This window comes from Hymenobacter sublimis (assembly GCF_023101345.1).
GTDB lineage: Bacteria > Bacteroidota > Bacteroidia > Cytophagales > Hymenobacteraceae > Hymenobacter > Hymenobacter sublimis.
On record NZ_CP095848.1, the window covers coordinates 2,053,315 to 2,065,282 of the forward strand.

The window sequence follows — 11,968 nt, forward strand, 5'->3', positions numbered from 1 at the left end:
TGAGCTGGTGAACGAGTGCATTATTTGTTTTCTCTGCGCTAAACCGCGCCTGGCAAACGGCAAACGCACCCGTTCACCAGCTCACCCGTTCACCGATACGTCAATCTTAGCCAAAAAAACTGAGAGGACCCCGCCGGGGGTAGCGGCGAAGTCCTCTCTGGAGGCGTTACGGGCTCAAGCTGAACGCTTAACCGGTTCGGCGTTATTTATTCCTCTTCGTCGGCTGGTTCTTCTTTTAAGGCCGCTTTATCCAAGGACTTGGCATCCTTGATAACCACGGCGGCCCCATCCTTCAGAGTTTTGGAAACGGCCCGGAAAGGCCCACTTACGACTTGGTCGCCGGCTTGAATACCGCTCACGATTTCCATGTTCTGAAAGTCGCTGATGCCGGTTTTGACGGGCGTCATTACCACTTTGCCGTTCCGAATCAGGAACACTACCTCCTGCACTTCTGGCTTGGCGCCTGCGGCCGGCGCCGGGGTTGCGCCCCCACCCGAACCACCTCGACCTACGCGCACAACCGGGGTTCCCCCCTTCTTGGGCCCCTCCGCCTGGGTGCTGTCCGAGCGGGTAGTCACGGCGGCCAGCGGCACGCTCAGCACGTTGGCTTTGCGGTTGGTAATAATGTCGACGGAGGCCGTCATGCCGGGCCGGAACGGGACGATGGTCCGGCCCTTCACCGTACGCTGCAGTTGGCGGTACGACTCCGGCAGCAACCGGATGCGCACTTCAAACTCCGTAACGGCCTCGGCCGTGAGGGCGTCCTTGGCCGTGTTGGCAATGGCCGTCACCAGCCCGCGGAATTTCTGATCTTGGTTGGCGTAGCTGTCTACTTCCACGTCCACGGAGTCGCCCAGGTCCACGTTGATGATGTCGTTTTCGTTCACGCTTACCCGCACCTCCATGTTATTGAGGTTGGCGATGCGCATGATTTCGGTGCCCGCCATCTGGGTAGTACCTACTACCCGCTCGCCCTTCTTCACGTTGAGCTTGCTGATGGTCCCGCTCACGGGAGCGTAAATGGTGGTTTTATTCAGGTTTTTGCGGGCTTCCTCCAGGCTGGCCTGGGCGCTGCGTACGTTGCTCTGGGCCGCCCGGATGCTCTGGCGGGCCGAGTTGATTTCCTCCTGCGACGCCTCGTAGGCGGCCTTGCTGGCCTCATAATCGGCCTGGGAAATCACCTTTTGCTTGTACAGGGAAGCGTTGCGGCGAAATGTCAGCTCCGTTTGGCGGGCGCTGGCCATCAGCTGCTGCAGCCGAGCTTGGGTCTGGCCCACGTTGGCGCGCTGGCTACCCACCACGGCGTTTTGCTGGTTTACCATGGCCTCGTAGTTATCCGGACGGATGCGCAGCAGCAGCTGACCTTTCTTTACGGAGTCGCCTTCGGCCACGTAGAGTTCGGTGATTTCCCCGGATACGTCGGGCGAAATCTTCACCTCAGTTTCGGGCTGTACCTTGCCCGAGGCACTTACCTTCTCCACAATGGTAGCCGGCGCCGCCTTGGCCGCCAGCACCTCCGTACCAGCAGGCTTGCCAATCAGGCCCTGCTTTTTTGCTACCAGCAAGCCCACCACCAGCACGGCCAGCACGGCGAGTAGGATGAACAGGGTGCGGTTTTTTTTCATGTTAAGGACGTAGGGTCGTAGGAACTAGGAGTCAGTGGTTGGTTGAAAGCTCGGCTGTTGCGAGCGGCGGGCGGGAAGCAGCCCACCACGGCGCGGCTACAGGCTAATGGGGCGGCCCTGATAGAAGTCGAGCACCTTCCGGCGGAAGATAAACTCGTACTTGGCCTGAATCATCGTGGACTCGGCGGCCGTCAGGTTGTTTTTGGCGATGTTAAACTCGGTGCCGTTGAGCAGGCCGTTGTTAAAGCGAATTTCGGCGTTGCGGTAGGCGGTGGTCAGCGCCTCCACCTGGCGGCGGGCAGAGAGGTAACGACGCTGGGCCGCAATGGCATCGGCGTAGGACTGCTGAATGCTCTGGCGCAGCTGCAGGCGCGTTTGCTCGGCGCGCAGCTCCTGCTGCTGAATATTGATTTGGGCCCGCTGCACGCCCGTACGAGTTTGCAGTCCGTTCAGAATGGGGATTTGCAGCGAGAACTGCAGGCTCTTACCCAGGTTGTCCTTCAGCTGACTGGTAAAGCCCGAGGGCAACAGCTCCGGAATGGCCTGCTTGGGCTGGAGCAGAAAGTACTGCGACGGCACCGGCTGCCCGCCCACGCCCGGCTGGAATACCGGCACGGCTACGGCCTCCGTAGAGTCGCCGTTAAACACCCGCGCCAGCCGCGAAGAAGAGAAACCAGTGAAAATTCCGGCCCCGAAGGCCAGGCGGGGGTAGTAGGCGCCGCGGGCAATGTCGAGGCTGCGTTGGGCGGAGCGCACGCGCAAGTCGGCGGCCTTAATTTCGGGTAGCAGGCTCTGGGCCGTCTGGTAGGTGCCGTCCGGGTCGGCGCTGAGCAGGGGCTCATCGTCGGGGTCGGCCAGGGGCGGCACTTCAATCTGGAAGCCCGTCGGCGAGGGTAGGTTCAGCAGCTGCGTCAGCGAGAGACGGGCCAGGTCGCGCTGGTTTTGGGCCGTAATAACGTTCAGCTCGTCGGAGGCTAGTTGGGCCTGAATATCAAGCAGATTGCTTTCCGGAATGGCGCCGGCTTTAAGCAGCTTCTGGGTGCGCTCCACCTGGGCCTGAGTGCTGCTCACGCGCACCTCATTGGTGCGCACCAGCTCCTCGGCCAGCACCAACTGCAGAAATGCCGAGGCCACGTTCAGGGCCAGGTCATTGCGCGACTTGTCAATATCGAGCAGGCTAGCCTCAGCGTCCAGGGCATTGCGCTTCACGGTGTTGCGCAGCTGAAAGCCCGCAAATAGCGTTACCTGGGTGTTGGCCGAGAAGTTGTTGGAGCGAATCGTTTGGCTGACGAAGTCGTTGGTCAGCGGGTCAAGGCTGGTGCCGTAGTTCCAGGCCTGGGTACCGGAAAGGTTGGCCGTGGGTAGCAAAGCCGCCTGGCTCTGGCGCAGGGTAGCGTTCTGCAGCGTAGAGGTAAGCTGCTGCTGGCGCACCGTAAGGTTGTTTTGCAGGGCGTAGTCGATGGACCGTTGCAGGGTCCAGGGGCCGGTAGGCACGGCGGGCGAAAGCGTGCCGGCCGGGGGTTGGGTCGGCGGCGTCTGGGCCAGTACCGGGCTCGTCAGCATACCCGCCGACATACTCATCAACAGCCAGTAAAAACGCTTCATAAAATCAGGAGTGTAGAGCTGATGGCCGGCTGATCGGCACCGAAGCCGGCCGCCCCAGTGGCCGGGGCCACTAAAGGTATTGATCTGCCCGCAGCAGTGCGCGGGGAAATCAACCAACCGGGCACCATAGGCGGTTAACCGGGCAGTTTGGGCCGTTAGTCGATGGTGGGAATATACGTGACACGGTGCACCCAGCGCAATTGCCGCAGGTAGTCTAGGGTAATGGGGCGCAGGCCGGAGTCTACTTCAATGAACTGCCGGGCCGCGTCGTTTTTGCCCTTACGCGAGACGAACATGGTGGCAATATTGCACTCATCGTGGGCAATGACGGAGGCAATAAAAGCAATGGAGCCCGGCACGTCGTCGGCATCAATGATGAGCGTGTGCAGAGAGGCCGAGAAGTCGGCCGGGAAGCCATCTACCTCCACAATGCGGATAACGCCCCCGCCCCGGCTCTGACCAATAACCTCGACGGCGTGGCCCGTGCGCTCATCGCGCAGCTGCAGCCGAATGGTGTTGGGGTGCATGGTGGAGGCATTGCCTACACCCTGAAAGGTGTACTGGAGCCCCGCTTCCTTGGCGTGGTCGAAAGCCTCCCGGATGCGCACGTCATCGGTGGGCATGCCCAGCAGGCCGGCCACAATGGCGCGGTCGGAGCCGTGGCCCTCGTAGGTGCGGGCAAAGGAGTTATAGAACGTAATGGTGGCGTGGGTGGGGCTGCTGCCTAGGATGCGGATGGCCGCCCGCGCTATGCGCACTACCCCGGCCGTGTGCGAGGAACTGGGCCCAATCATCACGGGCCCAATCATATCGAAAATACTGGATTTCTCTGCCATTGCGTAAAGGTAGAAGATGAAGGGAATAGTAAGTGGGCGAGTTGCGTCATGGGGGGCGGTATCAAAACTATCCGACCTCTCTTCTGTGACACACTCTCAAGTAGGACAAGACCTTGGTGTATGGTAGCATCAAAGGCCTGTCACGTTTCAAGGGGTAGCACTGCGTGAAGGACGGATGGACGCGCTCCGCTCGCCAGGACGCGGCTTACTACTTCACTCACCTCAGCGCCTTTTCCCATCTTTGCAGCGTAGCCCCCACTACTACCCCTTCCTTCCGCCCTTGCTCATGACCTCTCCGGAATCAGAATTTTCGCCGGCCGTGCTGGCCCAGCTACGCCGCCTGCAGGCGCGCTACGCCGCCGACGACCAGGATCTGGCCGCCTACCTCGAAGGCCTCTACTATACCCGCTACCTCGGTTACTGGGACTATATCCAGCTGGATGCCCTGTTGAGTTTGCAGCGCCCACTTACCAACATTCCCGACGAGCGGATTTTCATCATCTACCACCAGATTACGGAGCTGTACTTTCAGCTCTGCCTCTGCGAATATGAGCAGCTAGGCGACCTGCAGCAGCCCACCGTAGAGGAAATCGTGCTGCGCGTGGGCCGCATCAACCGCTACTTCGAAAACCTGATCGACTCGTTTGATGTGATGGTCGATGGCATGGACAAGCAGCAGTTCCTGGAGTTCCGGATGGCCCTGATGCCGGCCTCGGGCTTTCAGAGCGTGCAGTACCGCATGATTGAGCTGGCCAGCACTTCCCTCAGCAACCTGGTACCGGAGGAGCGCCGCCGCCTACTGGGCTCCGCCGCGGCCCACGACGAACTGATGGGCTGCATCTACTGGAAGTCGGGGGCTACGGTGGTAGAAACCGGAGCCAAGGCGCTTACGCTCATTGAGTTCGAGAAAAAGTACGCCGACAAGCTGCTGGAACATTCCCGCCACTTTGAGGGCCGCAACGTGTGGGCCGTGGTGCAGCGCCTCCCCCCCGGCCCCACCGGCCAGCAGCACCAGCGCCTGCTGCGCCAGCTCAAGCAGTTGGATGTGTGCGTAAACGTGAACTGGCCCCTGATGCACTACAAATCGGCGGTGCGCTACCTGGAGCGCCGCCCCGAGGCCATTGCTGCTACCGGCGGCACCAACTGGAAGCAGTATCTGCCGCCCAAGTTTCAGCGCCGCATCTTCTACCCCCAGCTCTGGACCGAGCAAGAGCTAGCCGACTGGGGCAAAGGCTGGGTGGAAAGTGTGCTAGGCAGCGAGTAACGAAAACCGCTACTCAGTTTTTTCTTATAGGAGGACTATTCGGCTAAGTTTTCCGCAGATTTCAATCAGGTAGCAATACCCCCAAAAAAAAGAGGCGTCACAACGTGTGGCGCCTCTTTTTTTGGGTGTTGCCGTCGTCAGGCGCTTACTTCACCGTGAAGCTGGCCTGGGCGTTTTCCCACGCCAGAGTTACTACTCCGGCGTTGCTGGAGGAAATGGTGAACTGCTCAACTGGGGCGGCCGTTTTGGTGGGCGTTATCTTCACCCGCAGCGCATCCTGGGCGGCATCATACTTAAAGGCGCCCCACTGGTTGGCGGTTTTATTGAAGATGATAGTCCACTCCTGCTCCCCAGGGATGGTGAACAAGGCGTATTTGCCGGCGGGCAAGGTTTGGCCGTTAATGGTTACGGCTTGCTTGGCTTCGAAGGTGGTGGCCTCGTTGGCGCCCGTGCGCCAGACCTGCCCGTAGGGCACCAATTGCCCCCCAAAGGCTTTGCGTCCCTTCAGCGAGGGGCGGCTGTAATCGATGGTAAAGGTGGGGCCGGTAACGGTAGCCGGCGGGCTCGGGCGCTTGGATTTGTCCTCGGCGGGCTTTTGGGCAAAGGCGGGAGCCGCGAGTAGCAGCAGACACAGCCAGCTCAGGGCTAGCAGCAAACGAGCATGCAGGTTTTTCATGGACAGGAAATAAAAGTGGCAGAGATACAAGAACAATCAGCCGGCTAAAATAGCAGCAGCCAGCAATTTATTATTAATATCCTCTTTGAAAATCAAGTACTTACCAAACCCAATTTCACTTACTGCCCGCCACGCACAGTGAAGCGCACCTGCGTGCTTTCCCAGGCCAAGGTTACCTGACCGGCCTTGTCGGCCGTAATGAGGAATTGCTCCACGGACTGGGCTGCGGGCTCGGGCCGGGCCTTCACCCGGAGCACGTCCTGGGCGGCGGCGTACTCATAGGCCCCCCACTGCGTAGCATCCTGATTGAAGATGATGGTCCACTCCTTTTCGCCGGGAATGGTGAACAGGGCATACTTGCCCGCTGGCAGGGGTTGGCCCTGCACCAATACCGGTTGGTTTACGCTAAATGTAGTAGCCTCATTGGCACCCGTGCGCCAAACCTGCCCGTAGGGAACCAGTCCGCCAAACACTTTGCGCTCCTTGGCGGAGGGGCGGCTGTAGCGAATTACAAACGTGGCCGTACCGGCAGTGGCCGTTACAGTGGCCGGAGGGCTAGGCCGCCGGGGTTTTTCTTCCGGATTTTTTTTGGGGGAACAAGCCGCAGCTCCTACCAGCAGTAGCAGCGTCAGCCGGGAATACAACCGCACGGGCGGATAAGCGTGGGACATGGAAAAGCGGAACAGAGTAGGGAAAACCAGCGCTGGCCCCTGCAGTGGAACAGGGAAAGGCCAGGCCGGGCGGTACAGAGCAATAATTATACCTCAACTTGTACTACCGGGTTACTCGGGTGTGCCAAATGGCTAGCACCGGGCCGGAGCGGGCCGCCCGCCGTGGGTTGGAAGGGTATTTTGCCAGCTCACGCCCCAGACAGACGGCGGGGAGCTGACCCGTAGGCTCTGGGGCTGGTAAGTTATTCCTCCCGCATGCGGGAGGTAGCGCGGGTGTCGGGCATGCGCAGGTATACTACCAGCGAAAAGGCGGCGCAGCCGGTCACGTACCAGTAAAACCAGTTTTCCACGCCGTGGTCTTTGGCCAGCAAGGCCACGTATTCGGCCGAACCACCGAAGATGGCCACGGTCAGGGCGTAGGGCAGCCCCACACCCAGGGCCCGAATTTCGGTGGGAAACAGCTCAGCTTTCACCACCGCGTTAATGGAAGTGTAGCCGCTCACGATGACCAGCGCCACGAGCAGCAGCCCAAAGGCCGCGCCGGGCCCGTTGGCGCGGCCTAGGGCCGTAAGCAGCGGCACAGTTAGCAGCGTGGCTCCTACCCCAAAAAACAACAGTACCGGCCGCCGCCCCACCCGGTCGGAGATGGCGCCCAGCAGGGGCTGCAGCAGCATGGCTACCCCCAGGGCCCCGAAGGAAACCAGCGTGGCCTGGCCCTTGGTAAAGCCGGTAGTATTCACCAGAAACTTCTGCACATAGGTGGTAAAGGTGTAGAAAACCACCGTTCCGCCCAGGGTTAGGCCCACTACGGTCAGAATTTCGCGGGGGTGCTGAAGTAATACCCGCAGCTGGCTGGGCCGCTGGGGCTGGCCGGTAGCCGGGGCGGTTTGCCGGGTGAAAGCATCGGTTTCTTCCATGCTGCGGCGCAGGTACAGGGCCACCAGGGCGGCTATGGCCCCCAGGGCAAACGGCACCCGCCAGCCCCAGGCGTACATTTCCGCCGTGGTAAGCCACTGCTGCAACCCTAGCTGTACCAGCAAGGCCAGCAGTTGCCCGGCAATCAGGGTTACGTACTGAAAACTGGAGAAAAAGCCCCGGTTGCGCTGGTCGGCCATTTCGCTTAGGTAGGTAGCCGAGGTACCGTATTCCCCGCCCACGCTCAGGCCTTGCAGCAGCCGCGCTACCACCAGCAGCACGGGCGCAGCTACCCCAATCTGGCTATAGGAGGGCGTAAGAGCAATCAGCAACGAGCCGCCGCACATGAGCAGCACCGAGGCCAGCAGGGCGGCTTTGCGGCCGGCGCGGTCAGCATACACCCCCATCAGCCAGCCCCCGAGCGGGCGCATCAGAAACCCCACCGCGAAAATGGCCGCCGAGTTAAGCAGCTGGGCCGTCAGGTTGCCTTTGGGGAAAAAGGCCGGGGCGAAATACAGAGCAAACGCGGAGTACACGTACCAATCGTACCACTCCACCAAGTTGCCCACCGAGCCGCTGAAAATGGAGCGGATGCGGGAAGCCATGGTGCGCGGAGCAGCGGGCGGAAGCTGAGGCATAGAAGCGGGGCAGAAAACCAGGAAGGCGCGCAAAATAGCGGAAGTGCCCGGAAGCCGGCGGTTCTGCTACCTTTGGCGCTTCGTTCTTTGGCGGTATTTTCCAGTCAGACGAGCGGCAGGTTGCCCGTTCCCGGTGGGGGTAGGCATGAAAGGGGAACCGGGTGCAACTCCCGGACAGACGCGCTACTGTAAGTGCCCGCCGCCACGCCCGGCGACAGATGCTTCCCTCGTAACCCATTGCCCACGCCTACGCGGCGGGTGAGAAGGGCGGGAAGCATGGCACAAGTCAGGAGACCTGCCCGCCGCTTTTGTTGATAAGGCTCCTTCGCGACTTGAGGACCCTTGTCGGGTGCTGCGGCGTGGGGTGAGTGGGCAGAAGGCGTGGGCTTTCTACCTGGGCGCGGGACGTAGTAATCCGATGAAGGCAGTAAGGTGAAACAAGGGCCAGGAAAAGCGGCCAGAACGCTGCTACACCCGTTTTTCCACCTACCCTTGCTTGCCATGCTACCGCTCGAAGAAAAAATCAGTCGCGCCGAAACGCGCATTTTCAAGGCTGTATTTCCCAACACCACCAACCACTACGACACCTTGTTCGGAGGCACTACCCTGCACCTCATGGACGAAGTAGCCTTTATTACGGCCACCCGGTTCAGTCGCCTCAAAATGGTGACCGTGTCGTCTGACAAAGTCGACTTTACCCACCCCATTCCCGGCGGCACGCTGGTGGAGCTGATCGGGCGCGTGGAGCACGTGGGCAACACCAGCCTGAAGGTGCGCGTGGAGCTGTTCGTGGAGCAGATGTACTCCGAGGAGCGCCACCGGGCCGTGTCGGGGCTGTTCACGTTTGTGGCCATCGATGAGCATAAACGACCCGTACGTATTCTGGGGCCCGCTGCTGCTGTCGTATAGATGAATAGCTATTTTCAGAGCTTTAACAAACTAACTATATGACGGTTACACTCTATGGCTGGATTTTTCCCAGAGCCGTCCGAACCTTTCTGCGCGCTTTTAAGGTTTAACAGGCCTCTCCTCCCTATCACGTTGATATGGCACCCGACCCCCACTACACTCCTGAAATGAATTCTCGCCTGGAACAGTCGTTTCGGGAAGCGGACCTGGCCCGCGAAGAACTAACTGACTCTATGGCAAACTCTGTGGCCGCGAACTGCGACCTACTCCACCACGGCCTGGTAAGCGCCAAAGGATTGGAAGTCACGACGGAAATGTACCGTCACCTGCTTGGCCAGTTGCTGCGCCACCCCTCCGGCGAAGTCCGCACCCAGGCCTTGACGCTGTTCAACGAGGCCATGGAAAAATTCTGGCCCCGCCTGCAGAATACTACCCCGCCCCCCGGCGGCGGGCACTAGGCGCACCCCGCCCCCCCGAACAGCCTCAGGCCTTGCGGAACCTAAAATGGATTCCGCAAGGCCTGAGGCTGTTTTTAGCTGCGTATCTTTGCGCTCCGTTACCCCTGTTACCGGTTCAAAGGCTAACTCCCTTTCACCCTTTTTATGACTGAGAAACAAGAAATTGAGCTACTGCTCCCGCCGGAGGTAGCCTACGACGAGCTGGCCCGCTACCGCGCCCTCCTCGATGCCGCAGGCCTGGTACCCGGCCAAGCCGATTTTGTGCATCTGCGCAAGCGCTCCATTGATGCGCGCGGCCGCCAGCCCCTGGTGCGCCTACGCGCCGACATCTACCAAACGCCCCCGCCCACGGACCTGTTCGGCCCCTGGTTTCAGTACCCGGACGTAAGCCGGGCCCGCCGCTCCGTCATCATCGTGGGGGCCGGGCCAGCCGGGCTATTTGCCGCTTTGCGGGCCATTGAGCTGGGTATCCGGCCGATTGTGGTGGAGCGGGGCAAAGATGTGCGCACCCGCCGCCGCGACCTGGCTGCCCTGAACAAGGAGCACGTAGTCAACCCTGATTCCAACTACTGCTTTGGCGAAGGCGGGGCCGGCACCTACTCCGATGGCAAGCTCTATACCCGCTCCACCAAGCGCGGCGACATCCAGCGCATCCTACGCCTGCTGGTGCAGCACGGCGCTACCCCCGATATTCTGGTGGATGCCCACCCCCACATTGGCACCAACAAGCTGCCCTACGTGGTGGCGGCCCTGCGCGAGAGTGTGCGTCAGGCCGGCGGGGAGGTTCACTTTGATACGCGGGTCGATGACCTCATCCTGGAAAATAACCGCCTGCGCGGGGTAGTAACGGCTACCGGCCAAGCCCTGGAAGCCGACGCAGTAATTCTGGCCACCGGCCACTCGGCCCGCGACATCTACGAGCTGCTGCACCGCCGGGGCGTGCTGATCGAAGCCAAGCCCTTTGCCCTGGGCGTGCGCGTGGAGCACCCCCAGGCCCTCATCGACCAGGCTCAGTACCGCCGCCAAGACCGGGGTGTGCTGCCCGCCGCCTCCTACGCGCTGGTGCACCAAACCCAGTGGAAAAACCAGCAGCGGGGCGTATTCTCGTTTTGTATGTGCCCCGGCGGCTTTATTGTGCCGGCCGCTACCTCGCCCGGCGAGGTGGTAGTAAACGGCATGAGCCCCAGCCGCCGCGACTCGCGCTTTGCCAACTCGGGCATTGTGGCGGCCGTGGAATTGGAGGATATGGACGTGCGCCAGCACGGGGCCCTGGCCGGCTTGCGGTTTCAGCAGGAAATTGAGCAACGCGCCTGCCGCCTAGCCGGCAACACCCAACTGGCCCCCGCCCAGCGCCTCGGCGACTTCCTGAAAAGCAAGGTGTCGCCGGAGCTGCTGGAAACCAGCTACCAGCCTGGCCTCGTGTCGGTGCCCATGGATCAGGTGGTGGGGCCAGCTTTGGCCGAACGCCTGCGCCAGGGTTTTCAGAACTTCGGCCGCAAGATTCCGGGCTACGCTACCAACCTGGCCCAGATTGTGGGGGTGGAAAGCCGCACCTCCTCGCCCGTGCGCATTCCCCGCGACCGAGACACGCTGGAACACCCCGAGGTGCGCGGCCTCTTCCCCTGCGGGGAAGGCGCGGGCTACGCCGGCGGCATCGTGTCGGCAGCCATGGATGGGGAACGGTGCGCGGAAGCAGCGTTTGCGGCCGTTAGCCGTTAGCCGTTAGCCGTTAGCCGTTAGCCGTTAGCCGTTAGCCGTTAGCCGTTGCCGACGGCAGCTTACGCACAAGGTTTTGCGTACACGCTTTTATTGTATTGTTTTCACTTCACACGCTAGCTAACAGCTACTAGCTGATGGCGTACTGCTTATGAAAAAGACCCTCGTTCTTGGGGCTACGGATAACCCCTCCCGCTACGCTTATCGCGCCGTTCACCAACTTAAAAACCATGGGCACGAGGTAGTACCCGTGGGGATTCGTAAGGGCCAGGTAGCCGGCCTTAACATCCAGACTGACCGCCCCGCTGCTACCGACGTGGACACGGTGACGCTTTACGTAGGCCCGCAAAACCAGCCCGGCTGGTACGACTATATCCTGGACCTCAACCCCAAACGCATCATTTTCAACCCCGGCACTGAAAACCCGGAGCTGGAAGAGCTGGCCCAGCAGCGCGGTATTCGCACGGAAGAAGCCTGCACTTTGGTGATGCTGAGCGTAGGCAATTATTAGGCGCATTATGGATGGCATAATGGCCATTTAGTCTCCTTCTTTATACCCTACATCCACGAGCCCTTACTTCCAGCCCGGAGGTAGGGGCTTGTTCTGTTTTAGGTCGGTAGCACTGCGGGAAAGACGGTTGAGGGTGTTATAGCT

Annotated in this window: 11 protein-coding genes and 1 riboswitch; of the genes, 5 read left to right on the forward strand and 6 right to left on the reverse strand. The window is 60.8% G+C overall.

Going from position 1 to position 11,968, the window contains the following annotated elements:
* Positions 1-206: 206 nt before the first annotated feature.
* The 3 genes from MWH26_RS08665 to sdaAB all read right to left on the reverse strand — a co-directional run bounded on the left by MWH26_RS08665 (position 207) and on the right by sdaAB (position 4,066).
* A complete protein-coding gene (locus tag MWH26_RS08665) occupies positions 207-1,625 on the reverse strand; it encodes an efflux RND transporter periplasmic adaptor subunit (RefSeq protein ID WP_247976885.1) in 1,419 nt (472 codons plus the stop codon).
* Positions 1,626-1,721: 96 nt separating this feature from the next.
* Positions 1,722-3,230: a TolC family protein gene (locus tag MWH26_RS08670; protein ID WP_247976886.1), complete on the reverse strand. Its 1,509-nt coding sequence runs from the start codon at positions 3,228-3,230 to the stop codon at positions 1,722-1,724.
* A 155-nt stretch (positions 3,231-3,385) separates the two neighbouring features.
* Entirely contained in the window at positions 3,386-4,066 is a 681-nt protein-coding gene (gene sdaAB / locus MWH26_RS08675) for an L-serine ammonia-lyase, iron-sulfur-dependent subunit beta (protein WP_244696215.1), read from the reverse strand.
* A gap of 286 nt (positions 4,067-4,352) precedes the next feature.
* On the opposite strand from sdaAB, the gene MWH26_RS08680 reads away from it, so the two are divergent.
* Positions 4,353-5,330: a tryptophan 2,3-dioxygenase family protein gene (locus MWH26_RS08680; protein WP_247976887.1), complete on the forward strand. Its 978-nt coding sequence runs from the start codon at positions 4,353-4,355 to the stop codon at positions 5,328-5,330.
* A gap of 145 nt (positions 5,331-5,475) precedes the next feature.
* Here the strand turns inward: MWH26_RS08680 and MWH26_RS08685 are convergent, their stop codons facing one another.
* From MWH26_RS08685 to MWH26_RS08695, 3 genes are all read right to left on the reverse strand, one after another.
* A complete protein-coding gene (locus MWH26_RS08685; RefSeq protein WP_247976888.1) occupies positions 5,476-6,006 on the reverse strand; it encodes a DUF2911 domain-containing protein in 531 nt (176 codons plus the stop codon).
* A 119-nt stretch (positions 6,007-6,125) separates the two neighbouring features.
* Positions 6,126-6,677 (reverse strand): DUF2911 domain-containing protein, encoded by a 552-nt coding sequence (locus MWH26_RS08690; protein WP_247976889.1) that lies wholly within the window; start codon positions 6,675-6,677, stop codon positions 6,126-6,128.
* Positions 6,678-6,919: 242 nt separating this feature from the next.
* On the reverse strand, positions 6,920-8,230 hold the full coding sequence (locus tag MWH26_RS08695) for an MFS transporter (RefSeq protein ID WP_247976890.1): 1,311 nt from the start codon (positions 8,228-8,230) through the stop codon (positions 6,920-6,922).
* Positions 8,231-8,330: 100 nt separating this feature from the next.
* Positions 8,331-8,547: riboswitch (cobalamin riboswitch) on the forward strand.
* A gap of 184 nt (positions 8,548-8,731) precedes the next feature.
* On the opposite strand from MWH26_RS08695, the gene MWH26_RS08700 reads away from it, so the two are divergent.
* From MWH26_RS08700 to MWH26_RS08715, 4 genes are all read left to right on the forward strand, one after another.
* Positions 8,732-9,139, forward strand: coding sequence for an acyl-CoA thioesterase (locus MWH26_RS08700; RefSeq protein WP_247976891.1), 408 nt, complete (start codon positions 8,732-8,734; stop codon positions 9,137-9,139).
* A gap of 137 nt (positions 9,140-9,276) precedes the next feature.
* Positions 9,277-9,597 (forward strand): hypothetical protein, encoded by a 321-nt coding sequence (locus MWH26_RS08705; RefSeq protein ID WP_247976892.1) that lies wholly within the window; start codon positions 9,277-9,279, stop codon positions 9,595-9,597.
* Between the two features lie 144 nt (positions 9,598-9,741).
* The gene (locus MWH26_RS08710) at positions 9,742-11,316 is read left to right on the forward strand and encodes an NAD(P)/FAD-dependent oxidoreductase (protein ID WP_247976893.1); all 1,575 of its coding nucleotides are present in this window, start codon (positions 9,742-9,744) and stop codon (positions 11,314-11,316) included.
* A gap of 148 nt (positions 11,317-11,464) precedes the next feature.
* Entirely contained in the window at positions 11,465-11,824 is a 360-nt protein-coding gene (locus MWH26_RS08715) for a CoA-binding protein (RefSeq protein ID WP_244696222.1), read from the forward strand.
* The last annotated feature ends 144 nt before the right edge of the window (positions 11,825-11,968 follow it).

Excerpts from the sequence above, each read along its gene's own strand:
- MWH26_RS08665 (WP_247976885.1), bottom strand. The coding sequence starts at position 1,625 with ATGAAAAAAAACCGCACCCTGTTCATCCTACTCGCCGTGCTGGCCGTG.
- MWH26_RS08670 (WP_247976886.1), bottom strand. The coding sequence starts at position 3,230 with ATGAAGCGTTTTTACTGGCTGTTGATGAGTATGTCGGCGGGTATGCTG.
- sdaAB (WP_244696215.1), bottom strand. The coding sequence starts at position 4,066 with ATGGCAGAGAAATCCAGTATTTTCGATATGATTGGGCCCGTGATGATT.
- MWH26_RS08680 (WP_247976887.1), top strand. The coding sequence starts at position 4,353 with ATGACCTCTCCGGAATCAGAATTTTCGCCGGCCGTGCTGGCCCAGCTA.
- MWH26_RS08685 (WP_247976888.1), bottom strand. The coding sequence starts at position 6,006 with ATGAAAAACCTGCATGCTCGTTTGCTGCTAGCCCTGAGCTGGCTGTGT.
- MWH26_RS08690 (WP_247976889.1), bottom strand. The coding sequence starts at position 6,677 with ATGTCCCACGCTTATCCGCCCGTGCGGTTGTATTCCCGGCTGACGCTG.
- MWH26_RS08695 (WP_247976890.1), bottom strand. The coding sequence starts at position 8,230 with ATGCCTCAGCTTCCGCCCGCTGCTCCGCGCACCATGGCTTCCCGCATC.
- MWH26_RS08700 (WP_247976891.1), top strand. The coding sequence starts at position 8,732 with ATGCTACCGCTCGAAGAAAAAATCAGTCGCGCCGAAACGCGCATTTTC.
- MWH26_RS08705 (WP_247976892.1), top strand. The coding sequence starts at position 9,277 with ATGGCACCCGACCCCCACTACACTCCTGAAATGAATTCTCGCCTGGAA.
- MWH26_RS08710 (WP_247976893.1), top strand. The coding sequence starts at position 9,742 with ATGACTGAGAAACAAGAAATTGAGCTACTGCTCCCGCCGGAGGTAGCC.
- MWH26_RS08715 (WP_244696222.1), top strand. The coding sequence starts at position 11,465 with ATGAAAAAGACCCTCGTTCTTGGGGCTACGGATAACCCCTCCCGCTAC.